The sequence below is a fragment of the Kitasatospora sp. NPDC058162 genome (assembly GCF_042884005.1).
Taxonomy (GTDB): Bacteria; Actinomycetota; Actinomycetes; order Streptomycetales; family Streptomycetaceae; genus Kitasatospora.
This window is the reverse complement of sequence record NZ_JBHVUS010000010.1, coordinates 194,389-217,440: the sequence shown is the minus strand read 5'-3', so window position 1 is coordinate 217,440 and position 23,052 is coordinate 194,389. Positions and strand designations below refer to the sequence as shown.

Genomic DNA, 23,052 nt, shown 5'->3' with positions numbered 1-23,052 from the left:
TCGCGCCGGGGTAAACCCCGGGTGCTCGGGCTCAGCCTTGCATGAATTTTCCCTCCCGCGTATATTCATGCCACGACCAAGGAGGAACGCCATGGCATTGCGAGTCGCCGTCGCCGGCGCGAGCGGGTACGCGGGCGGTGAGGTGCTGCGCCTGCTGCTCGGCCACCCGGAGGTGGAGATCGGGGCGCTGACCGGCGGCTCGAACGCGGGCACCAAGCTGGGCGCGCTGCAGCCCCACCTGATCCCGCTGGCCGAGCGCGTCCTCGAACCCACCACCCCCGAGGTGCTGGCCGACCACGACGTGGTGTTCCTGGCGCTGCCGCACGGCCAGTCCGCCGCAGTCGCCGAGGCGCTCGGCCAGAACGTCCTGGTGATCGACTGCGGCGCCGACTTCCGGCTCAAGGCCGCCGCCGACTGGGAGCAGTTCTACGGCTCCGCCCACGCCGGCACCTGGCCCTACGGCCTGCCCGAACTCCCCGGCCACCGCGCCGCGTTGAAGGGCAGCAACCGGATCGCCGTGCCCGGCTGCTACCCCACGGCCGTCTCCCTGGCGCTCTTCCCGGCCTACGCGGCCGGCCTCGCCGAGCCGGAGGCCGTGGTGGTCGCCGCCTCCGGCACCTCCGGCGCGGGCAAGGCCGCCAAGACCCACCTGCTCGGCAGCGAGGTCATGGGCAGCGTCAGCCCGTACGGCGTCGGCGGCGTGCACCGGCACACCCCGGAGATGGTGCAGAACCTCACCCCGCTGGCCGGCGAGCCGCTGACCGTCTCCTTCACCCCCACCCTCGTCCCGATGCCGCGCGGCATCCTCGCCACCTGCTCCGCCAAGGCGAAGCCGGGCGTGAGCGCCGAGAGCCTGCGCGCCGCCTACGCCGAGGCGTTCGCCGACGAGCCCTTCGTCCACCTGCTGCCCGAGGGGCAGTGGCCGCAGACCAGCAGCGTCTACGGCGCCAACACCGCCCTGGTCCAGGTCGCCCTGGACGCCACCGCCGGGCGGATCATCGCGATCAGCGCGATCGACAACCTGGTCAAGGGCACCGCCGGCGGCGCGGTGCAGAGCATGAACATCGCCCTCGGCCTGCCCGAGGAGCTGGGCCTTCCCCTGAACGGAGTCGCACCGTGACCACCCCGAACATCGGCGTGACCGCCGCCAAGGGCTTCCGGGCCGCCGGCGTGACCGCGGGCATCAAGGCCTCCGGCACCCCGGACCTCGCCCTGGTGGTCAACGACGGCCCCTCGCTGGCCGCGGCCGGCGTCTTCACCGCCAACCGGGTCAAGGCCGCCCCCGTGCTCTGGTCCCAGCAGGTCCTCAAGGGTGGCCGGGTCTCCGCCGTCGTCCTCAACTCCGGTGGCGCCAACGCCTGCACCGGCCCGCTGGGCTTCCAGGACACCCACGCCACCGCGGAGAAGGTCGCCGCGGAGCTGGACGTGAACGCCGGCGAGGTCGCCGTCGCCTCCACCGGCCTGATCGGCGTCCGGCTGCCGATGGACGTGCTGCTGCCCGGCGTCACCCTGGCCGCCCGGCAGCTCGACGCCGAGGGCGGCGAGGCCGCCGCCATCGCCATCAAGACCACCGACACCGTGCACAAGACCGCCCAGTTCACCAGCCCGGCGGGCTGGACGGTCGGCGGCATGGCCAAGGGCGCGGGCATGCTCGCCCCGAGCCTGGCCACCATGCTGGTGGTGCTCACCACCGACGCCGACCTGGACAGCGCCGCCCTGGACGCCGCGCTGCGCGGCGCCACCCGCACCACCTTCGACCGGATCGACTCCGACGGCTGCATGTCGACCAACGACACCGTGCTGCTGCTCGCCTCCGGCGCCACCGGCATCGCCCCGGACGCCGCCGAGTTCGCCGAGGCCGTCCGCACCGTCAGCGCCGACCTGGCCCGCCAGCTGATCGGCGACGCCGAGGGCGCCAGCAAGGACATCCGGATCGACGTCACCGGCGCGGCCACCGAGGACGAGGCCGTCGAGGTCGCCCGCACGATCAGCCGCAACAACCTGCTCAAGTGCGCCATCCACGGCGAGGACCCCAACTGGGGCCGGGTGCTCTCCGCGATCGGCACCACCGCCGCCGCCTTCGACCCGGACCGGCTCGACGTGGCCATCAACGGCGTCTGGGTCTGCAAGGACGGCGGCGTCGGCGAGGACCGCGACCTGGTGGACATGAAGGCCCGCGACGTCGTCATCACCGCGAACCTCAACGCCGGTACGGCGAGCGCCTCGCTGTGGACCAACGACCTCACCGCCGACTACGTCCACGAGAACAGCGCCTACTCCAGCTGAGCCGCTGACCGAAGCCGAGCCGCTGACCGCTGCTCCGCCGAGCCGCGACATCCTCCCCCAGCCTGCGGCCGGGGGGACCCCATCGACGAGGGAAACCCGTGCAGATCGCACCCAAGGGCGAACAGGCCCGCAACAACACCGCGTTGCCCAAGGCCATGACGCTGATCGAGGCGCTGCCCTGGCTGGAGCGCTTCCACGGCAAGACCATCGTGATCAAGTTCGGCGGCAACGCCATGGTCGACGAGAGCCTCAAGGCGGCCTTCGCCCAGGACGTCGTCTTCCTCCGCTACGCCGGCCTGCACCCGGTGGTGGTGCACGGCGGCGGCCCGCAGATCAGCGCCCAGCTGGACAAGCTCGGCCTGGAGTCCAGCTTCACCAACGGCCTGCGGGTCACCACCCCCGAGACCATGGACGTGGTCCGGATGGTGCTGGCCGGCCAGGTGCAGCGCGAGCTGGTCGGCCTGCTCAACGAGCACGGCCCGTTCGCCGTCGGGATGACCGGCGAGGACGCCCACACCATGACGGCGGTCAAGCGCTACGCGGTGGTGGACGGCGAGCAGGTCGACATCGGCCTGGTCGGCGACATCGTCAACATCGAGGCCGGCGCGGTGAAGGCGCTGATCGGGGACGGCCGGATCCCGGTCATCTCCTCGATCGCCCGCGGCGCCGACGGCCACGTCTACAACATCAACGCCGACACCGCCGCCTCCGCCCTGGCGGTCGCGCTCGGCGCCGAGATGCTGGTGGTGCTGACCGACGTCGAGGGCCTGTACAAGGACTGGCCGAACTCCGACGACGTGATCAGCCAGCTCAACGCGAGCGAACTGGAGGAGCTGCTGCCTGGCCTGGCCAGCGGCATGCTCCCCAAGATGGAGGGCTGCCTGCGCGCCGTCCGCTCCGGCGTGGGCACCGCCCGCGTGCTGGACGGCCGGGTGCAGCACAGCCTGCTGCTGGAGATCTTCACCGACGAGGGCATCGGCACGATGGTCGTGCCGGACGACGAGCCGACCGTGACCGGGGGACTGGCATGACGCACAACGAGCAGCTCACCGGCCGGTGGCAGCACGCCTTCACCGACAACTACGGCACCCCCCGGATCCCGCTGGTGCGCGGCGAGGGCGTCAAGCTCTGGGACGCCGACGGCAAGGAGTACACCGACCTCCTCGGCGGCATCGCCGTCAACGCCCTCGGCACCGCCCACCCGGCCGTGGTCGAGGCGGTCAGCCGGCAGATCGCCACCCTCGGCCACGTCTCCAACCTCTTCATGGCCGAGCCGACCATCGCCCTCGCCGAGCGGCTGCTGGCGCTGGACGGCCGGGAAGGCGGCCGGGTGTTCTTCTGCAACTCCGGCGCCGAGGCCAACGAGGCCGCCTTCAAGATCAGCCGGCGGACCGGGCGCACCCACCTGGTCGCGCTCCAGGGCGGCTTCCACGGCCGGACCATGGGCGCCCTCGCGCTCACCGGCCAGCCCGCCAAGCAGGCGCCCTTCCAGCCGCTGCCCGGCGACGTCACCCACGTCCCCTTCGGCGACGTCGAGGCGCTGCGCGCGGCCGTCACCACCGAGACCGCCGCCGTCTTCCTGGAGCCGATCCAGGGCGAGAACGGCGCGATCCCGCTGCCCGACGGCTACCTGACGGCGGCCCGCGAGATCACCCGCGCCACCGGCACCCTGCTGGTCCTGGACGAGATCCAGACCGGCATCGGCCGGACCGGTTACTGGTACGCCCACCAGGCCGTCGAGGGCGTCGAGCCGGACGTGGTCACCCTGGCCAAGGCGCTCGGCGGCGGACTGCCGATGGGCGCGGTGCTGGCCTTCGGCCCGGCCGCCGAGCTGCTCACCCCGGGCCAGCACGGCACCACCTTCGGCGGCAACCCGGTGGTCGCCGCGGCCGGGCTCGCGGTGCTGGACACCATCGAGTCCGAGGGCCTGCTGGAGCACGTCCGCAAGATCGGCGACCGGCTGCGGCACGGCGTCGAGGCGATCGGCGACCCGCTGGTCTCCCACGTGCGCGGGGTCGGACTGCTGCTCGGCATCGTGCTGACCAGGCCGCTCTCGGCCCAGGTCCAGGCGGCCGCGCAGCAGGCGGGCTTCCTCGTCAACGCGGCCGTCCCGGACGCCGTCCGGCTGGCGCCGCCGCTGGTGCTCACGGAGCAGGAGGCGGACTCCTTCCTCGCCGCACTGCCGGAGATCCTCCGGACGGCGCGCGAGAGCGCCCCGGCCGATGCGAGTTGACCATCGTCCGGGAGAATAATCACATGACCGATTCCCGCTCCGGCCCGTCCGCCGCCGGCCCGACGCCGCAGGTCCCGCAGACCCGCACCGCGCGCCACCGGCGGATCGTGGACCTGCTCACCCGCCAGCCCGTGCGTTCGCAGAGCCAGCTCGCCAAGCTGCTCGCCGACGACGGACTCGTGGTCACCCAGGCCACCCTCTCCCGGGACCTGGACGAGCTGGGCGCGGTCAAGATCCGCAACCGGGACGGCGCGCTGATCTACGCCGTCCCCGCCGAGGGCGGCGACCGCACGCCGCGCGCCCCGATGGGGGAGTCGGCCAGCGAGGGCCGGATGGCCCGGCTGGCCGGCGAGCTGATGGTCTCCGCGACGGCCTCCGGCAACCTGGTCGTGCTGCGCACCCCGCCCGGGGCCGCGCAGTTCCTCGCCTCGGCGATCGACCAGGCCGAGGTGTTCGAGATCATCGGCACCATCGCGGGCGACGACACCGTGCTGCTGATCAGCCGGGACCCGGCGGGCGGCCAGGCGCTGGCCGACCACCTCATGCAACTCGCCCAGGCCAAGGCGCAGTAGGGCCGGAGCACCCACAGCCCCGGCAACCACAGCCCCGGTCGAAGGATCCCCTTCGACCGGGGTTTTGTGTTTCATACGGAGTGATGCATACTTATGCCACCCGCTGCACAAGTGTAAGGAGCCACCGCGATGACCGCCCAGCAGTCCTCCGACGTCCGCCTCTGGGGTGCGCGCTTCGCCGACGGCCCGTCCGAGGCGCTGGCCAAGCTCTCCGCCTCGGTCCACTTCGACTGGCGCCTCGCCCCCTACGACATCGCCGGCTCCAAGGCCCACGCCCGGGTGCTGCACAAGGCCGGCCTGCTCTCCGACGAGGAGCTGGCCGGCATGCTGGCCGGCCTCGACCAGCTGCTCGCGGACGTCGAGGCGGGCACCTTCGTCGGCACCGTCGCCGACGAGGACGTGCACACCGCCCTGGAGCGCGGCCTGCTGGAGCGCCTCGGCGCCGACCTCGGCGGCAAGCTGCGGGCCGGGCGCTCGCGCAACGACCAGATCGCCACCCTGTTCCGGATGTACCTGCGGGACCACGCCAGGACCATCGGCGGCCTGCTGCTCGACCTCCAGGACGCCCTGGTCGGCCTGGCCGAGGCGCACCCCGACACCGCGATGCCGGGCCGCACCCACCTCCAGCACGCCCAGCCGGTGCTCTTCGCCCACCACGTCCTCGCGCACGTGCAGGCCCTCGGCCGGGACGCCGAGCGGCTGCGCCAGTGGGACGCCCGCACCGCCGTCTCCCCGTACGGCTCCGGCGCGCTGGCCGGCTCCTCGCTCGGCCTCGACCCGCAGGCCGTCGCCGCCGAGCTCGGCTTCGAGGGCGGCTCGGTCGGCAACTCCATCGACGGCACGGCCTCGCGTGACTTCGTCGCCGAGTTCGCCTTCGTCACCGCGATGATCGGGATCAACCTCTCCCGGATCGCCGAGGAGGTGATCATCTGGAACACCAAGGAGTTCGGCTTCATCACCCTGCACGACGCCTTCTCCACCGGCTCCTCGATCATGCCGCAGAAGAAGAACCCGGACATCGCCGAGCTCGCCCGCGGCAAGTCCGGCCGGCTGATCGGCAACCTGACCGGCCTGCTCGCCACCCTCAAGGCGCTGCCGCTCGCCTACAACCGGGACCTCCAGGAGGACAAGGAGCCGGTCTTCGACTCCTGCGACACCCTGGAGGTGCTGCTGCCCGCGTTCACCGGGATGATGGCCACCCTCACCGTGCACCGGGAGCGGCTGGAGGAGCTGGCCCCGGCCGGTTTCTCGCTCGCCACCGACATCGCCGAGTGGCTGGTCAAGCAGGGCGTGCCGTTCCGGGTGGCGCACGAGGTGGCCGGTGCCTGCGTCAAGGTCTGCGAGGCCCAGGGCATCGAATTGTCCGACCTGACGGACGAGCAGTTCGCCTCGATCTCCGAGCACCTGACCCCCGAGGTCCGTACGGTGCTCAGCGTGCACGGCGCCATCGCCTCCCGCAACGGGCGCGGCGGCACCGCCCCGTCGGCCGTCGCGGTCCAGCTCGCCGAGGTGAAGGCGGACCTGGCGCGGCAGCAGGAGTGGGCCCAGCCCCAGGGCTGACCCCTGGAGCAGCGTGCGAGGGGCGCGGCGGTCCGACCGGCGCGCCCCTCGCGCGTGCGCGCCCCGGCCCGGGCGTAACCGGCCCCGCCCGGGCCCGTCATGCACGGTGTGTGCACCCCCCTTTCGCCCGTCCCCTCCGCCGAGGACGTCTACCTCGCCGAACAGCGCCGCCGCGTGGTCCGCGAGACCGTCGCCGCCCTGCCCGGTCGCTGCCCGCAGCTGATCGCGGCCCTCGCCGAGGATCCGCCGCCCACCTACCGTGAGCTCTCCGAGCGCCTCGGCATGCCGCGCGGCTCGATCGGCCCCACCCGCTCCCGCTGCCTGGCCTGCCTGCGCCTGCTGCTGCACGCCGAGCGCTACCCCTGACCGCGGGCCCGCCTCACCGGAGCTCCCCACCCCGGTTTCCGCCGCCCGCCCCCGGTCCGCCCCGCTCCCGGCGCGGCGTGACCCTTGCCACGTCTGCGCCCTCGAAGGTTGAGGGAACCTGACACCCGGGTAGCAGGCTGGCGAACGTCACTCTTGACGGTGGCGCATACGCTCGGATACTGAGCGTGAGCGCGCCACCCTCTGCGCGCAGGGCACGACGACTGGGGAGGCCCCTCCACATGGGCATGAGCGTGATCATCTCGGCCGCTGCGGCCGAGGATGCGGAGCAGATCCTCAAGCTCCAGTACCTGGGCTACCAGCCCGAGGCGGAGCTGTACGGCGACTGGGCGATCGAGCCCCTGACACAGAGCCTGGAGAGCCTGCGAGCCGAACTGACCGAGCAGCACGTCCTGGTCGCCCGGCTGGGCGACGAGGTGGTGGGCGCCGTCCGGGGCCACGTGGACGCCGACGGCATCGGCCGGATAGGGCGTCTGGTGGTCCACCCCCGGATGCAGCGGCACGGCCTGGGCGGTCGACTGCTGGACGCGCTGGAGCGCCGGATGGCCGAGGACGGCCGTCCGGTGACGGCCTACCGGCTGTTCACCGGTCACCGGAGCCTCGGCAACCTGCGGCTGTACGCCCGCCAGGGCTACCGGCAGACCGCCGTCGAGCCGGTGACCAACCGGCTGAGCTTCGTGCACCTGGAGAAGGCGGCCGCGACGTCGCTGGCGGAGACCCCGCTGGCCGCGACCGCCTGAGCCCCGCCCGCCCCGGTCATCCTCGACGGGCATCCTCGACGCCGCCACCATCCGGACGCCCGGTGGCGGCGTCGAGGCGCATCTGCGCAGCTCCGGGTGGTCGTTGTCCGCAATGCGGACAGCCCTGCCGAATAATTGGGAGCTGTACGACTGATCTGTTTTACTGGCTCACATGACTGCGACGACGAACTGGACCCCCACCGGCACGCTGCCGGCAGGTGAGCGTGCCATGTGCCGTCGAATGTGTCACTGCTGAGGGCCACCGCCCCCGGGCACCCCGTCGAGGGTGCCTCCTCCTCGCGCCCCGAAGCGAGAATCCGGCGTCGCTCCCGTCCGCGTGAGCGCGTCCTCCTCCCGGAACCCTCCCCTCCGGCGTGCCCGCCCACCCGCGGCCGTCGATGACTCGTTAGGGCCACGCCGTCGCGCGGCCCGGCCGTTCTGCGGCCACGATCAAGGGGTGGCAGCTCCGGATCCCCCTGGCGAGGCGTCGTAGGACACCGCCGACCGCACCCCGGTCGGGCGGTCGACACCGCCGCCCGCCCCCGACCCACGGAAGCAGCTGTGATCACCACCACGGACCTGACGAAGGTCTACCGCTCCCGAGGCCGCGAGGTGACCGCCCTCGCCGGCGTCGACCTGCACGTCCGCCCGGGCGAGGTCTACGGAGTCGTCGGCACCAGCGGTGCCGGCAAGTCCACCCTCATCCGCTGCGTGAACATGCTGGAGCGCCCGACCTCCGGCACGGTCACCGTGGACGGGGTCGAGCTGACCGCGCTGTCCGGCGGGGAGAACCGGGCCGGCAAGGACCTGCGCGAGGCGCGCCGCCGGATCGGCATGGTCTTCCAGCACTTCAACCTGCTCTCCTCCCGCACGGTGCAGCAGAACGTCGAGCTCCCGCTGGAGATCATCGGCCTGGACCGCACCCAGCGCCGCCGCAAGGCCGCCGAGCTGCTCGACCTGGTCGGCCTCGGCGACAAGGCCCGCAGCTACCCCAACCAGCTCTCCGGCGGCCAGAAGCAGCGGGTGGGCATCGCCCGCGCCCTGGCCGGCGACCCCAAGGTGCTGCTCTCCGACGAGGCCACCTCGGCCCTCGACCCGGAGACCACCCGCTCGATCCTCAAGCTGCTGCGCGACCTCAACCAGCAGCTGGGCCTGACGGTCCTGCTGATCACCCACGAGATGGACGTCATCAAGTCCGTCTGCGACTCCGCCGCCCTGATGCGCGGCGGCCGGGTGGTGGAGTCCGGCGAGCTGACCGACCTGCTGGCGCAGCCCGGCTCCGAGCTGGCCCGCGAGCTGTTCCCGCTCAGCGAGTTCGGCACCGGCCACCCCGGGACGACCGTGCTGGAGATCACCTTCCAGGGCGACGCCCCGGCGCAGCCCTTCGTCTCCCAGCTGGCCCGCACCTACCAGATCGACATCAACATCCTCGGCGCGGCCGTGGAGACGATCGCGGGCCGGATGGTCGGCCGGATGCGGGTCGAGCTGCCCGGCGGCCACCAGGACAACGTGGTGCCGATCGGCTACCTGCGCGAGCAGGGCCTCCAGGTGGCCCTGATCGGTCCGGACGGCAGCAGCGGTGCGGCGAACGGTACGGCGAACGGAGCGGCGGCATGAGCGGCCTGAGCTGGGACCAGATGCAGGAGCTGATGTGGCCCGCCACCCAGGAGACCTTCCAGATGGTCGGCGTCGCGACCGTCTGCACCGTCGTGCTCGGCCTGCCGCTCGGCGTGCTGCTGGTGCTCACCTCCAAGGGCGGGGCGCTGCAGAACCAGCCGGTGAACAAGGTGCTCGGCGCGGTCGTGAACCTGGCCCGCTCGCTGCCGTTCATCATCCTGATGATCGCGCTGATCTCCTTCACCCGGTGGCTGACCGGCAACTCCCTCGGCTGGCAGGCGGCGACCGTGCCGCTGACGGTCGGTGCGATCCCGTTCTTCGCCCGGCTGGTGGAGACCTCCGTCCGTGAGGTCGACCGCGGCCTGATCGAGGCGGTGCAGGCGATGGGCGGCAGCACCTGGACGCTGGTGCGCAAGACGCTGGTCCCCGAGGCGCTGCCCGGCATCGTGGCCTCCGTCACCACCACGGTGATCGCGCTGATCGGCTACTCCGCGATGGCCGGCACGGTCGGCGGCGGCGGTCTCGGCGACCTCGCCTACCGGTACGGCTACCTGCGCTTCGAGACCACCTTCATGTGGATCATCGTGGCCGAGATCGCGATCATCGTCACGGTGATCCAGCTGGCCGGCGACTACGCCGTGCGCCGGCTCGGCGACCGGGGCCGCGGCGGTGGACGCACCCGCCTGCTCCGCCCGCGCGCCACCACCCCCGACGAGGACCTCGTCGCCTCCTAGACCTCCCTCGTCCGACCACCGGACGCGGCTCCCCGTATCACGCAGAAAGGCACTTTTCGTGCGCAACGTTCTGAAGTTCACCAGCGTCCTCGCCACCGCCGGCCTCGCCCTGTCGCTCGCCGCCTGCGGCAGCTCGGGCTCCTCCTCCTCGGACCCGAACGCGCCGCTGAAGGTCGTGGCCAGCCCGACCCCGCACGCGCAGATCCTCAAGTTCGTCAAGGACAACCTCGCGGCCAAGGCGGGCCTCAAGCTCGACATCAAGGAGGTCACCGACTACGTGACCCCCAACACGGCGGTGCAGGACGGTTCGGCCGACGTCAACTACTTCCAGCACGTCCCGTACCTGGATGACTTCAACAAGAAGAACGGCACGGACATCGTCTCGGTCGAGACCGTCCACCTGGAGCCGCTGGGCGTCTACTCCAAGAAGGTCAAGGCGATCGGCGACCTGCCGTCCGGCGCCACCATCGGCCTGCCGAACGACGCCACCAACGAGGGCCGCGCGCTCAAGCTGCTCGCCGACAACAAGCTGATCACGCTCAAGGACGGCGCCGGCACCGCGGCCACCCCGGCGGACGTGACGGCCAACCCGAAGAACTTCAAGTGGAAGGAGCTGGAGGCGGCCCAGCTGCCCCGCTCCATCGCCGACCTCGACGCCGCCGTGATCAACGGCAACTACGCGCTCGACTCGGGCCTCAAGCCGGCCACCGACGCGCTGGTGCTGGAGAAGGCCGAGGGCAACCCGTACGCCAACATCATCGCGGTCAAGAAGGGCAAGGAGAACGACCCGCGGGTGAAGAAGCTGGCCGAGCTGCTGCACTCCGACGAGGTCAAGAAGTACATCAACGACACGTTCCAGGGTTCGGTCATCCCGGCCTTCTGAACAACCTGATCGTCGTACGGTCATACCTTGTGACGCCCGACCGGGCCCCCGCCGCACCTCGGCGGGGGCCCGGTCGGGCAGTATGCACCAGGGACACCACGGCAGACCGGGTTCTGACGTACCGTCGCGCGCGCGGTGCACCGCATGACAGCCGCGGCGCGCCGGAGGCGTACGGTGTTGTGTTCACGACCCGGCGAGGAGAGACGGCATGGCAGCGAGCTTCCCCGAGACCGCCATCAGCACCGAGCGGCTGCTGCTGCGTCCCCTTGCGGAGGACGACGCCCCGGGCCTGGCCGCCATGATGGCCGACGACCTCGTGCTCGCCTGGACCGACCTCCCGCACCCCTTCACCGAGGAGTACGCGGCCGAGCTCGCCCGCACCCTCGCCCCCGCCCACCGCGCCCACGGGCGCGGCATCGTCTTCGTCGTCACCGAGCACCTCACCCAGCGCCTGGTCGGCCTGGTCGAACTGCGCAACACCGACTGGCGCCTGCGCAGCACCGAGATCTCCTACGTCACCGCCGCCTGGGCCCGCGGCGAGGGCTACGCCCCGGAGGCCGTCCTCGGCGTCGCCCAGTGGCTGTTCGAGGACCGCGGCTTCCTGCGGCTGGAACTGCGCACCGCCGCCGGGAACACCGCCGCCCAGCAGGTCGCCCAGAAGATCGGCGGCATCAGCGAGGGCGTGCTGCGCAGCGCCTGGATAGTCCGCGGCGAGTCCGGTGAGGTCGTGGAAGAGAGCCGCAGTGACCTGATCCTGTGGAGCCTCCTCCCGGAGGACCTGGAGTCGCCCGAACTGCACCGGGACGGCTGGCACGGCGACCACCGCTACGTCCTGCGGGACTGATCCCCCCGCGCCCTTCCCCGCTGGTCACCCGCGCGACGCGGACATGTGTACGAGATGTCGGCCTCCGGGGGACCACACCCGGTAGCCTCTCCACGGCGGCGCACAGCCGGCGCGACGAGCCGCGCAACGGGTCACGCCACGAGTCGAGGGAGAACGGCCGCAGATGGCTGACCGGATCACGGTCATCGGGTGGGACGGCACGCCGCTGACCGAGGCCGCCGGCGCGGCCCTCGCCGCGGCGACCCTGGTCGCCGGAGCCTCCTACCAACTGGACGCCCTCCCGGTGCCGGAGGACGCCGAGCGGATCGCCCTCGGCAACATCCAGCAGGCCGCCCGCACGATCGCCGAACACCGCGGCGCCGCCGTCGTGGTCGCCGAGGGCGACCCGGGCTTCTTCGGCGTGGTGCGCACCCTGCGCCGCCCCGAGTTCGGCCTCGAACTCGAAGTCCTGCCCGCCGTCTCCTCCGTCGCCACCGCCTTCGCCCGGGCCGGCATGCCCTGGGAGGACGCCCAGGTGGTCAGCGCTCACGGCGGACGGCTGCGCCGCGCCGCCAACATCTGCCGGGCCCACCCCAAGGTCGCCGTGCTCACCGCCCCCGGCGCCGGACCGGGCGAACTCGCCCTGATGCTGCGCGGGGTGCACCGGACCTTCGTGGTCTGCGAGGCCCTCGGCACCCCGGACGAGGACGTCACCGTCCTCACCTCCGACCGGATCGCCGACCACGTCTGGCGCGACCCCAACGTGGTGCTGGTGATCGGCGGCGGCGCCCAGGCCGGCCCGCTCGGCGAGGCGGCCGGCTGGCTGGCCGGGCGCCCGCTCGGCTACCCCGGCGCGGAACGCGGCTGGGCGCTCCCCGGCGACGCCTACGCGGGCGCCGGGCGCACGGAGGGCGAGCCGGGCGCGTCGGAGGCGCTGCCCGCGCACGTGCGCGCCCTGGTGCTGGCCCGTCTGGGTGCACGTCCGGGGGACCTGGTCTGGTCGGTCGGCGCGGGCAGCGGCGCCCTCGCGGTGGAGGCGGCCCGGTTCGGCGCCGCCGTGGTCGCGGTCGAGGCCTCCCGCTCGGCCTGCGCCCGGCTCACCGTCAACGCCCGCCGGTACGGCGTCGAAGTGGAGACGGTGTACGGGCAGGGGCCCGAGGTGCTGGGCGGACTGCCGGAGCCCGACGCGGCGGTGGTGGAGTCCGGCGGCCTGGACGTGGTGCGCGCGGTGCTGGCCCGCAAGCCGGAGCGCTTCGTCGCCCTGGCCCGGAACTTCGCCGAGGCCGAGGAGGTCCACCGGGCCATCGTCGGGGCCGGCTACCGGGCGGACGGAGCGCTGCTGCAGTCGACCCCGCTGCGGGCCGGCGAGGAGGACGGCGCACTGGAGCTCGGGGCGGGCGCGGGCGGCGCACTGCTGCTCTGGGGTGAGCAGATCGTGTGAAGGCCTCGGGTGCGGGCCGGGACCGCCGGTCGCACCGCGCGGTGATCCAGGTCGCATCCGGACACCGATTCGAGAGGTCACCGCGCCGGGCCGGTAGTGTGGCGTCCCAGGCGGTTTCAGCCGCCGACGACCCATCCGATTCGGTCGGTTTGTCACCTTTTTGACGTGGTGCAACCCGGTTCCGTTCGGAGTGTGGGCAATTCGACGGGCCGCGTGCCGGACCTGGAGAATGCCGTAGGGTCCGGTGCGGTCGTGCCGGTTGCTCCGGGTTGTCGTTGATTCAGATGGTGCACCGCCTTCACCGGCGGTGCCCGGGCCGGGGTGCCGCAGCGCGCCGGAAGGACTTGGGCCGCAGCGCCACGGCGCGGCGGCCGCGTGTGGTTGAGGGGCGGGTCGGTGCAGGCCCGGCCCGTGCGGATGGGCGCTGCGGTCGGTGATCGCGTCGCCAAGGGGCGCGGCAGCGGCCTGGAAGGAGCTTTGACAATGACCGATGGCGGCCACGTCCCGGGCGAGGGACTGCCGGAGCACCTGAACGCCGGGCCCGACCCGCTCGGCGGACCGGAGGGCGTCGCGGGCGTTGCACCCCTGCAGGGCGTCGCGACCGACGGCGGCGTGATCCCCAACCCGGCGGCGCCGCTCGGCGGCGTACCCGGCGCGGTGCCCCCCGGCGCGGGCCTGATCCCGCCGCAGGGCCAGCCGAACTTCGCCGCCCCCGGCGTGCCGTCCCCGGCCGCTCCGGGCGACGGTTGGGCCGTCGACCAGGGCGCCCCGCGCCCGGCGTTCCACTTCGTCGACCAGCCGGACGGGCTGGACGACGAGGACGACGTCCTGCTGATGCCCGGCCCGCAGGGCTCCTGGGGCGCCGAGCAGGCGCCGTTCGCGCAGCCGGACGGCACCCCGGTCGAGCCCTCCTGGCCGCCGGTGGACCCGCCGGTGCTCGGCGGCGAGCACCTCCAGCAGCCGCTGCAGGCCGGCCCGGCGCAGCCGTACGCGCAGCAGCCGATGACGCAGGCTCAGGCGCCGCGCCGCCCGCTGCACGCCGGCCCGCCGATCCCGGACCCCTCGCTGATGACCGGCCAGGTGCCGGTCCGTTCGCTGGCCGACCGCGGCCCGACCCAGGGCGGCACGCCCGCGCACGGCATCCCGGTGGTCGGCCGGCCGCCGATGGGCGAGGCCGCCGCGCCGGTCCCGGGCGTCGTGCCCCGGGGCGTGCCGCAGGCCGCCCCGATGGCGCCCGCCGCGCCGACGGCCCCGGTGACCACCACGGTCGAGGGCGGGCCGGAGGTCCAGCAGGTGCCGCAGGGTCAGGGCTACCAGCAGGTGCCGCTCGCCTCGCAGCCGGTCGAGGGTCTGATGGCCGTCGAGACGGTCGGCGCGATCGAGGTGATCGAGGTGATCGAGGCCGTGGAGACCCCGGCCGCCGTCCCGGTCGCCGAGCCCGTTCAGGCCGCTCCGGTCGGCGAGGCCGTCCCGGCCCAGTCGGCCCCTGAGACCGCACCGGAGGCCCAGGCCGCCGTGGTCGAGCCGGTCGCGGCGGAGAGCGCCGCGGTCGAGACCGTGGTCGTCGACCCGGCCGCCGTCGAGACCGCTGTGGTCGACGCCGCTGCCGTCGAGACCGCCGTGGTCGAGGGAGCCGTCGAGGGAGCCGCCGTCGAGGTCGTGGCCGCCGAGGCCGGCGAGACGTCAGAGACCGCCGCCCCGGCCGGTCCGCCGCGCCGGATCTCCGCCTTCCTCGCCGCGCCGACCCCGCACGGCCTGCCCAAGGTCGAGGCGGCCCAGCAGGCCCCGTCGGCCGGGGAGGCCGCCCAGGAGCAGCCCGCTCCCATAGCGGCCGCCGACGCGCCGCAGGCCGCCGAGCCGGTCCCGGCCGTAGAGGCGGTCCAGGAGGCCGGGCAGGTCACGGAGGCCGTTCAGGACGTTCAGGACGGTCAGACCGTTCAGGACGCCTCGGCTGTTCAGGCCGTCGTCGTCGAGCCGGTCGCCGAGACCGCCGCCGGCACCGGTGAGATGCCCTCCGGCCAGGTCGTCGCCGAGGCCGCCGGGCAGGAGCCCGCCGCGGAGCCGGTCGAGGCCGTCGCCGTCGAGGCCGCGGTTGTCGAGCCGGTCGCCGAGCCGGCCGCCGAGGGCGAGCAGCCCCAGCCGGAGGCCGTCCAGGCCGGGACGCCCGCCGAGGCCCCGGCCGAGCCGGTCGCCGAGCAGCCGGAGCAGCCGGCCGTCGAGCAGGCCGCCGCCGAGCAGCCTGCCGTCGAGCAGCCCGCCGACTCCGAGGCCGGGCAGCCCGTCGAGGCCGTCGCCCCGGAGGCCGAGCAGCAGCCCGCCGCCGAGCCGGCCGCCGAGGCCGCCGGGCAGGAGCCCGGTGCGGAGCCGGCCGAGGCCGCCGCCGTCGAGGAGCCGCAGGCCGAGCAGGCCGCGGAGCAGCCCGAGGCCGAGGCCGTCGCCGTCGCGCCGGAGGCCGTCCAGGAGGAGGCCCCCGCCGTCGAGCAGGCCGCGGAGCAGCCGGTCGAGCAGGCCGCCGAGCAGGCGCCCGCCGCCGAGCCGGTCGCCGTCGAGCAGCCGGCCGTCGAGGAGCCGCAGCCCGAGCCCCAGGCCGAGACCCAGCCCGACGCCCAGGCCGAGCAGCCCGCCGACCAGCAGCCCGAGGCGCCGGTCGAGCCGACCGACGCCCCGGCCGCCGAGGACGAGCAGCCGGCCGAGCCCCGCGGCCCCGCCGCCCCCGGCTACGACGAGGTCGGCCGCGACGCCGTGCACCAGGTGATCCGCGAGCGCCGCGACATCCGCAACGGCTTCCGCCCGGACCCGATCCCGCACGAGGTGCTGATCCGCGTCCTGGAGGCCGCCCACACCGCCCCCAGCGTCGGCTACTCGCAGCCCTGGGACTTCGTGGTGATCCGCTCGGCGAAGACCCGCCGGAAGATGCACGCCCTGGCCGAGCGCCAGCGCGAGGCGTACGCGGACTCGCTGCCGAAGGGCCGGGCCAAGCAGTTCCGGGAGATCAAGATCGAGGCCATCCTCGACACCCCGGTGAACATCGTGGTCACCGCCGACCGCACCCGCGGCGGCCGGCACACCCTCGGCCGGCACACCCAGCCGCAGATGGCCCCGTACTCGGCCGCCCTGGCCGTCGAGAACCTCTGGCTGGCCGCCCGCGCCGAGGGCCTGGGCGTCGGCTGGGTGAGCTTCTTCGACGACGAGGAGCTGGTCCGCGAGCTCGGCCTGCCCGAGCACCTGGAGGTCGTCGCCTACCTGTGCGTCGGCTTCGTCGACTCCTTCCCGGACGAGCCGGAGCTGGAGCAGCAGGGCTGGGCCAAGAAGCGCCCGCTCGCCTGGGTGGTCCACGAGGAGCAGTACGGCAACCGCGCGCTGCCCGGCGAGGAGCCGCAGAGCCTGCTCGCCGACACCCTGCGCGGCATCCGCCCGCTGGACGCCAAGGCGCTCGGCGAGGCCTGGGACCGCCAGAAGCGGATGACCAAGCCGGCCGGTTCGCTCGGCATGCTGGAGATCATCTCCGCCCAGCTGTGCGGCCTGTCCCGCAAGTGCCCGCCGCCGATCCCGGAGCCCGCCTGCGTGGCGATCTTCGCGGGCGACCACGGCGTGCACGCCCAGGGCGTCAGCCCGTGGCCGCAGGAGGTGACCGCCCAGATGGTCGGGAACTTCCTGGCCGGGGGAGCGGTGATCAACGCCTTCGCCAAGCAGATCGGCACCGAGGTCTGCGTGGTGGACGTCGGCGTCGCCGCCGAGCTGCCGCAGGCCGTCCAGCAGGGCCGCGCCACCGGCCTGCTGCCGCGCAAGGTCAAGCCCGGCACCGACGACATGACCCAGGGCCCGGCGATGACCCGCGAGGAGGCCCTCCAGGCCATCGAGGTCGGCATCGAGACCGCCCGCGACCTGGTCGCGGCGGGCAACAAGGCGCTGGTCACCGGCGACATGGGGATCGCCAACACGACCGCCTCGGCCGCCCTGATCTCGGTGTTCACCGGCCTCGACCCGGCCGAGGTCACCGGCCGCGGCACCGGTATCGACGACGAGACCCACGCCCGCAAGATCGAGGTCATCCGCGCCGCGCTGGCCCTCCACCAGCCCGACCCGAACGACCCGATCGGCGTCCTCGCCGCCATCGGCGGCCTGGAGCACGCGGCCATTGCCGGCTTCCTGCTGGGCGCCGCCTCGCTGCGCACCCCGGTGGTGCTGGACGGCGTCATCGCCGGTTCGGCCGCGCTGGTCGCCAAGGCGATCGCCCCCGAGGTGCTGGCCGCCTGCATCGCCGGTCACCGCTCCGCCGAGCCCGGCCACCAGGCCGCGCTGGCGAAGCTGGGCCTGCGTCCGCTGATCGACCTGGACCTGCGGCTCGGCGAGGGCACCGGTGCCCTGCTGGCGCTCCCGCTGGTGCAGAGTGCGGCCCGCGCGATGCACGATGTAGCCACCTTCGACTCCGCCGGGGTCACCGAGAAGGCCTGACGCACCACCCCCACCGCTCCGCGGACCGGCCCGAGGGCGCGCCGGCCCGCGGAGCGGTGTATCGCCGTACCGCAGTACCGCCCCACCCCTCATCCCGATCAGGAGCACCGCCGATGAGCGCGCCCACCCCGCACCCCAGCACCGAGGGCCGGACCCCCTACCCGGTGGGCCTGCTGCTGGCCGGCCGTCGCGTCGTCGTGGTCGGCGGCGGCCAGGTCGCGCAGCGGCGGCTGCCCGCGCTGATCGCCTCCGGTGCCGAGCTGCACCTGATATCCCCGGCCACCACCCCGGCCGTCCAGGCCATGGCCGACGCGGGCGAGCTGACCTGGCACGCCCGCCCGTACGCGGACGGCGACCTGGCCGGCGCCTGGTACGTCCTGGTGGCCACCGACGCCCCGGAGGTCAACGCGGCGGTCAGCGCCGAGGCCGAGCGCGAGCGGGTGTTCTGCTCCCGCAGCGACGACGCCTCCGCCGCCACCGCCTGGACCCCGGCCACCGGCCGTGACGGCGGCGCCACCGTCGCGGTGCTCACCGGCGACCCGCGCCACTCCGCCGCCCTGCGCGACGCCGTCGTCGGCGGCCTGCGGGACGGCTCGCTGGCCGCCCGCTCGTACCGCTCCCGCGGTGCCGGCGTGGCCCTGGTCGGCGGCGGCCCCGGCGACCCGGACCTGATCACCGTGCGCGGCCGCCGCCTGCTCGCCGACGCCGACGTGGTGGTCGCCGACCGCCTCGCCCCGCGCGAGCTGCTCGCCGAGCTGCCCGAGCACGTCGAGGTGATCGACGCCTCCAAGATCCCCTACGGGCGCCAGATGGCCCAGGAGGCGATCAACCAGGCGCTGATCGACCACGCGAAGGGCGGGAAGTTCGTGGTCCGGCTCAAGGGCGGCGACCCGTACGTCTTCGGCCGCGGCGGCGAGGAGCTGCTGGCCTGCGCCGAGGCCGGCATCCCGGTCACCGTGGTGCCCGGCATCTCCAGCTCGATCAGCGTCCCGGCGTCGGCCGGCATCCCGGTCACCCACCGCGGGCTGACCCAGGAGTTCACCGTGGTCTCCGGCCACGTCGGCCCGGACGACCCGCGCTCGGTCACCAACTGGACGGCCGTCGCCGGGATGAACGGCACCCTGGTGCTGCTGATGGCCGTGGACAAGATCGGCGCGATCGCCGCCAAGCTGGTCGAGCACGGCCGCCCGGCCGACACCCCGGTCGCCATCGTCCAGGAGGGCACCACCGCCGCCCAGCGCCGGGTGGACGCCACCCTGGGCACCGTCGCCGCCGTGGTCCAGGCCGAGGGCGTCAAGCCCCCGGCGGTCATCGTGGTCGGCGACGTGGTCAACGTGCTGGCCGCCGCCTTCCAGCGCTAGAACGCCCGCGGAGTGGGAAGTCGGCCGGACCGACTTCCCCAGGGCGTGTCCGCAAGCTCCCGCCTGCGGGGCGACGCCGGGGCACGCACCTCGCCGCGTTGTCGTCGGTCGCCAATGCTCCGCAGTGGCTCCCTCCTCCGCCTTGCGATGCACGCACCCCAACGCCGCCCCGCCCGCCCTCCGGGCGAACGACGGGAGCTTGCGGACACGCCCTACTCCAGCGGCTGCTCCGTCCAGATGACCTTCCCGGTCGCCGTGTAGCGCGTCCCCCAGCGGTCCGCGAACTGCGCGACCAGGAACAGCCCGCGCCCGCCCTCGTCCTCGGTCGCCGCGTACCGCAGGTGCGGCGAGGTGCTGCTGCCGTCCGACACCTCGCAGATCAGCGAGCGGTCGCGCAGCAGCCGCACCCGGATCGGCCCGGAGCCGTACCGGATCGCGTTGGTCACCAGCTCGCTGAGGATCAGCTCGGTGACGAACGCGGCCTCGTCCAGCCCCCAGTCCGCCAGCCGCCGGGCCACCTGCGCCCGGACCACCCGCACCGCCGCCGGGTCGGCGGGCACCTCCCACTGCGCGACCCGGTCCGGCGCCAGCACCTTGGTCTCCGCGACCAGCAGCGCGATGTCGTCCTGCGGGTGCGCCGGCAGCATCACCCCCAGCACGTCCGCGCAGGTCTGCTCGGGCGTGCGCGGCGGCCCGCTGAGCGTCGTCCGCAGCAGCTCCAGGCCCTCGTCGATGTCCCGCTCCCGGTCCTCCACCAGCCCGTCCGTGTACAGCACCAGCCGGCTGCCCTCGGCCAGCTCCAGTTCGACGGTCTCGAACGGCAGCACCGCCAGGCCCAGCGGCGGCCCGGTCGGCAGCTCCGGGAACGTCACCCGGCCCTGCGGGTCCACCACGGCCGGCGGCGGGTGCCCGGCACCGGCCAGCGTGCAGCGCCGCGACACCGGGTCGTAGATCGCGTACAGGCAGGTCGCCCCGGTCAGGCCCGCGCTCCCGTCGCCGCCCGCCTCCTCCTGGTCGATCCGGTTCACCAGCTCGTCCAGGTGGCCCAGCAGCTCGTCCGGCGGCAGATCGAGCGTCGAGAAGTTGTGGATCGCCGTCCGCAGCCGGCCCATCGTCGCCGCCGCGTGCAGCCCGTGGCCGACCACGTCGCCGACCACCAGGGCGACCCGCGCGCCCGGCAGCGGGATCACGTCGAACCAGTCCCCGCCCACCCCGGCCTGGGCCGGCAGGTAGCGGTGCGCCACCTCCAGCGCGGTCTGCTCCGGCAGGCTGCGCGGCAGCAGGCTGTGCTGCAGGGTCACCGCCATCGCGTGCTCCCGGGTGTACCGGCGGGCGTTGTCGATGCACACCGCCGCGTGCGCCACCAGCTCCTCGGCCAGGGCCAGGTCCTCCGGCTCGAACGGCTCAGGGCGATCCGCCCGCCAGAACCGGGCCACCCCCAGCAGCTCCCCGCGCGCCCGCAGCGGCACCCGCACCAGCGAGTGCACCCCGTACGCCAGTACCCGGGCCGAGCGCTCCGGGTCCTGCTCCCGCCAGCCCAGGGCCTCGGCCAGCCGCGGCTCCAGACCGGGCGTGCCGCTGTGCAGCGCCCCGGCCAGCGGGGTGGCCGGCACCACCTCCAGGACGGTGCCCACCGGGTGGAACGGCGCGTCGTCCCTGGTCCCGGCGAGCGCGGTTCGGCGCATCCGGCCCAGCGCGCCGATCGGCGGCGGCTCCTCGCCCGCCAGCACCTGCTCGGCCAGGTCCACCGTGACGAAGTCCGCGAACCGCGGCACCGCGACCTGCGCCAGCTCCTCCGCGGTCCGGGTCACGTCCAGCGAACTGCCCACCGTCACCCCGGCGTCGTACAGCAGCCGCAGCCGCCGCTGCGCGCCCTCGGCCCGGCCGGTCAGCGCCTGCAGCTCGGTGGAGTCGCGCAGCGTGGCGACGCAGCCGGGCGGGCCGCCGTCCCGGTCGGTCAGCCGTACGTTCACCGCCAGCAGCCGCTCCCCGGCCAGCACCACCTCGTCGCTCACCGGCTGCTCGGCGGTCAGCAGCGCCAGCGGCGCGGGCTCCAGGCCCAGGTCGGCCACCGGGCGGCCCTCGGCGTCCGGCGGCAGGTCCAGCAGCCGGCGCGCCTCGTCGTTGCAGAGCAGCAGCCGCCCGTCCCCGCCGACGATCATCACGCCCTCGCGCACCGCGTGCAGCACCGCCGCGTGGTGCTCGTACATCCGGGTCATCTCGACCGGGCCCAGCCCGTGGGTCTGCCGCCGCAGCCGCCGGCTGATCAGCGCCGTCCCCAGCGTGGCCAGCCCTATCGCGCCCGCCGCCGCGCCCAGCACCAGCGGCAGCTGGCGCTCGCTCGCGGTGGAGACATTGCTCAGGGTGACCCCCGCCGAGACCAGCCCGACCACCGAACCGCCCGGCGCGTACACCGGGACGACCGCCTGCACCAGCGGCCCGAGCGTCCCCGTGAGGTGCTGGGTCACCACCTGGCCGTGCAGCGCGGGCTCGTACGTGCCGATGAACTTCTGGCCGATCCGGGACGGGTTGGGGTGGGTGTAGCGGATGCCCTGGTTGTTCAGCACCACGATGAAGTCCACGCCCGAGGAGATCCGCGCGGACTGCGCCTTCGGCTGCAGGATCGCGGTCGGGTCGGGGGAGCGCAGCGCGTCCACCATGCCCGGGGAGTTGGCGAAGGCCTGGGCGACCGCCACCGACCGGTTGGTCGCCTCGTGATCGGCGTCGTTGTGCGACTGCACCACCAGCGCCACCGCGGCCCCCGCCACCAGCAGCAGCACGATCACGATCTGCAGCACGAACACCTGCCCGGCCACCGACCAGTGCCGGGCCGGTCTCGACCGCTTCGCGCGTGGCAGCTCTAGCCGACCGTGTGGGCGCCCACCGGGGGAGCCGGCGTCGCCGGTGGCACCAGAGGCCGACGGAGCCCAGGATCGGCCCGGATTTCGGGCCATACCGTCATATTTGCACTCCGAGTAGCCCGGGACCACCCCGTCACCTCCGCCGTTTGGCCTTCCCCGCCCCGGCTTGGCAAGATCACAGGGTGTCCGAACCCAGCACCATCACCGACCCGGCCGACCCCCGCCTCGCCGACTACACCGGCCTCACCGACGTCGAACTGCGCCGCCGCCGCGAACCGGCCGAGGGCCTGTTCATCGCCGAGGGGGAGAAGGTCATCCGCCGTGCCCTCACGGCCGGCTACCGGATGCGGTCGATGCTGCTGACCGCCAAGTGGCTCGACGTGATGGCCGACGTCATCGCCGAGGCGGACGCCCCGGTCCACGTGGTCGAACCCGGCCTCGCCGAAGCCGTCACCGGCTACCACGTCCACCGCGGCGCCCTCGCCTCGATGGAACGCAAGCCCCTCCCGGACGCCACCGACCTGCTCGCCGGGGCCCGCCGGGTCGCCGTGCTCGAAGGCCTGGTCGACCACACCAACCTCGGCGCCATCTTCCGCAGCGCCGCCGCCCTCGGCATGGACGCCGTGCTGCTCTCACCCGACTGCGCCGACCCGCTCTACCGCCGGGCCGTCAAGGTCTCCATGGGCGCCGTCTTCGCGGTCCCCTACGCCCGCCTCGACCCCTGGCCCGCCGCGCTCGACACCGTCCGCGAGGCCGGCTTCACCCTCCTCGCCCTCACCCCCGCCGACACCGCCGTCGACCTCGCCACCCTCGCCCCCCACACCCTCCCCAAGACCGCCCTCCTCCTCGGCGCCGAAGGCGACGGCCTCACCCCCCGAGCCATCGCCGCCGCCCACCACCCCGTCCGCATCCCCATGGCCCACGGCATCGACTCCCTCAACGTCGGCGCCGCCGCCGCCGTAGCCTTCTACGCCGTCACCACCCCCTGACCCCACCAGCCAACCGCCCGCCCCCCAGAAGTCGCCCGCCCCGACTTCCCACGCTCGCCGGCCATATCGCCCAGCCAACCGCCCGCCCCCCAGAAGTCGCCCAGCCCGACTCC

17 protein-coding genes are annotated in these 23,052 nt (G+C 74.1%); 16 read left to right on the top strand and 1 reads right to left on the bottom strand.

The window, feature by feature from the left end; genetic code table 11:
• Positions 1-91: 91 nt before the first annotated feature.
• The 15 genes from argC (at position 92) to cobA (ending at position 19,089) form a co-directional block, all read left to right on the top strand.
• Entirely contained in the window at positions 92-1,120 is a 1,029-nt protein-coding gene (argC, locus tag ACFVXG_RS21750; protein WP_387929776.1) for an N-acetyl-gamma-glutamyl-phosphate reductase, read from the top strand.
• Positions 1,121-1,131: 11 nt separating this feature from the next.
• Complete coding sequence (argJ, locus tag ACFVXG_RS21745; protein WP_387929850.1) at positions 1,132-2,286, top strand: bifunctional glutamate N-acetyltransferase/amino-acid acetyltransferase ArgJ; 1,155 nt, start codon at positions 1,132-1,134, stop codon at positions 2,284-2,286.
• Between the two features lie 155 nt (positions 2,287-2,441).
• Positions 2,442-3,317, top strand: a complete 876-nt coding sequence (gene argB / locus ACFVXG_RS21740; protein WP_350507188.1) for an acetylglutamate kinase — start codon at positions 2,442-2,444, stop codon at positions 3,315-3,317.
• The gene (locus tag ACFVXG_RS21735; protein ID WP_387929774.1) at positions 3,314-4,519 is read left to right on the top strand and encodes an acetylornithine transaminase; all 1,206 of its coding nucleotides are present in this window, start codon (positions 3,314-3,316) and stop codon (positions 4,517-4,519) included. Before argB ends, ACFVXG_RS21735 begins: the two co-directional genes overlap by 4 nt.
• Positions 4,520-4,542: 23 nt before the next feature.
• Positions 4,543-5,091 carry an arginine repressor gene (locus tag ACFVXG_RS21730; RefSeq protein ID WP_270148298.1) on the top strand — a complete coding sequence of 183 codons (549 nt, stop codon included), beginning with the start codon at positions 4,543-4,545 and terminating at the stop codon, positions 5,089-5,091.
• A 129-nt stretch (positions 5,092-5,220) separates the two neighbouring features.
• Positions 5,221-6,651, top strand: coding sequence for an argininosuccinate lyase (argH, locus tag ACFVXG_RS21725; RefSeq protein WP_387929772.1), 1,431 nt, complete (start codon positions 5,221-5,223; stop codon positions 6,649-6,651).
• Between the two features lie 108 nt (positions 6,652-6,759).
• Complete coding sequence (locus ACFVXG_RS21720) at positions 6,760-7,017, top strand: hypothetical protein (RefSeq protein ID WP_387929770.1); 258 nt, start codon at positions 6,760-6,762, stop codon at positions 7,015-7,017.
• Between the two features lie 239 nt (positions 7,018-7,256).
• Positions 7,257-7,775: a GNAT family N-acetyltransferase gene (locus ACFVXG_RS21715; RefSeq protein ID WP_387929768.1), complete on the top strand. Its 519-nt coding sequence runs from the start codon at positions 7,257-7,259 to the stop codon at positions 7,773-7,775.
• Between the two features lie 561 nt (positions 7,776-8,336).
• Positions 8,337-9,392, top strand: a complete 1,056-nt coding sequence (locus tag ACFVXG_RS21710) for a methionine ABC transporter ATP-binding protein (RefSeq protein WP_387929766.1) — start codon at positions 8,337-8,339, stop codon at positions 9,390-9,392.
• Between the two features lie 5 nt (positions 9,393-9,397).
• Positions 9,398-10,126 (top strand): methionine ABC transporter permease, encoded by a 729-nt coding sequence (locus ACFVXG_RS21705; protein ID WP_387929848.1) that lies wholly within the window; start codon positions 9,398-9,400, stop codon positions 10,124-10,126.
• A 58-nt stretch (positions 10,127-10,184) separates the two neighbouring features.
• Entirely contained in the window at positions 10,185-11,009 is an 825-nt protein-coding gene (locus ACFVXG_RS21700; protein ID WP_387929764.1) for a MetQ/NlpA family ABC transporter substrate-binding protein, read from the top strand.
• A 208-nt stretch (positions 11,010-11,217) separates the two neighbouring features.
• On the top strand, positions 11,218-11,853 hold the full coding sequence (locus ACFVXG_RS21695; RefSeq protein ID WP_387929762.1) for a GNAT family N-acetyltransferase: 636 nt from the start codon (positions 11,218-11,220) through the stop codon (positions 11,851-11,853).
• Positions 11,854-12,016: 163 nt separating this feature from the next.
• The gene (gene cbiE, locus ACFVXG_RS21690; protein WP_387929761.1) at positions 12,017-13,273 is read left to right on the top strand and encodes a precorrin-6y C5,15-methyltransferase (decarboxylating) subunit CbiE; all 1,257 of its coding nucleotides are present in this window, start codon (positions 12,017-12,019) and stop codon (positions 13,271-13,273) included.
• 483 nt (positions 13,274-13,756) lie between these two features.
• The gene (gene cobT / locus ACFVXG_RS21685; protein ID WP_387929760.1) at positions 13,757-17,728 is read left to right on the top strand and encodes a nicotinate-nucleotide--dimethylbenzimidazole phosphoribosyltransferase; all 3,972 of its coding nucleotides are present in this window, start codon (positions 13,757-13,759) and stop codon (positions 17,726-17,728) included.
• A 113-nt stretch (positions 17,729-17,841) separates the two neighbouring features.
• Positions 17,842-19,089 (top strand): uroporphyrinogen-III C-methyltransferase, encoded by a 1,248-nt coding sequence (gene cobA / locus ACFVXG_RS21680; protein WP_387929758.1) that lies wholly within the window; start codon positions 17,842-17,844, stop codon positions 19,087-19,089.
• A gap of 212 nt (positions 19,090-19,301) precedes the next feature.
• Here the strand turns inward: cobA and ACFVXG_RS21675 are convergent, their stop codons facing one another.
• Positions 19,302-22,043: a SpoIIE family protein phosphatase gene (locus tag ACFVXG_RS21675; RefSeq protein WP_387929757.1), complete on the bottom strand. Its 2,742-nt coding sequence runs from the start codon at positions 22,041-22,043 to the stop codon at positions 19,302-19,304.
• A gap of 89 nt (positions 22,044-22,132) precedes the next feature.
• On the opposite strand from ACFVXG_RS21675, the gene ACFVXG_RS21670 reads away from it, so the two are divergent.
• Positions 22,133-22,939, top strand: coding sequence for a TrmH family RNA methyltransferase (locus tag ACFVXG_RS21670; RefSeq protein ID WP_387929755.1), 807 nt, complete (start codon positions 22,133-22,135; stop codon positions 22,937-22,939).
• Positions 22,940-23,052: the final 113 nt, after the last annotated feature.

Coding starts and splice junctions, on each gene's coding strand:
- argC (WP_387929776.1), top strand. CDS start 92: ATGGCATTGCGAGTCGCCGTCGCCGGCGCGAGCGGGTACGCGGGCGGT.
- argB (WP_350507188.1), top strand. CDS start 2,442: ATGACGCTGATCGAGGCGCTGCCCTGGCTGGAGCGCTTCCACGGCAAG.
- ACFVXG_RS21735 (WP_387929774.1), top strand. CDS start 3,314: ATGACGCACAACGAGCAGCTCACCGGCCGGTGGCAGCACGCCTTCACC.
- ACFVXG_RS21730 (WP_270148298.1), top strand. CDS start 4,543: ATGACCGATTCCCGCTCCGGCCCGTCCGCCGCCGGCCCGACGCCGCAG.
- argH (WP_387929772.1), top strand. CDS start 5,221: ATGACCGCCCAGCAGTCCTCCGACGTCCGCCTCTGGGGTGCGCGCTTC.
- ACFVXG_RS21715 (WP_387929768.1), top strand. CDS start 7,257: ATGGGCATGAGCGTGATCATCTCGGCCGCTGCGGCCGAGGATGCGGAG.
- ACFVXG_RS21695 (WP_387929762.1), top strand. CDS start 11,218: ATGGCAGCGAGCTTCCCCGAGACCGCCATCAGCACCGAGCGGCTGCTG.
- cbiE (WP_387929761.1), top strand. CDS start 12,017: ATGGCTGACCGGATCACGGTCATCGGGTGGGACGGCACGCCGCTGACC.
- cobT (WP_387929760.1), top strand. CDS start 13,757: ATGACCGATGGCGGCCACGTCCCGGGCGAGGGACTGCCGGAGCACCTG.
- cobA (WP_387929758.1), top strand. CDS start 17,842: ATGAGCGCGCCCACCCCGCACCCCAGCACCGAGGGCCGGACCCCCTAC.
- ACFVXG_RS21675 (WP_387929757.1), bottom strand. CDS start 22,043: ATGGCCCGAAATCCGGGCCGATCCTGGGCTCCGTCGGCCTCTGGTGCC.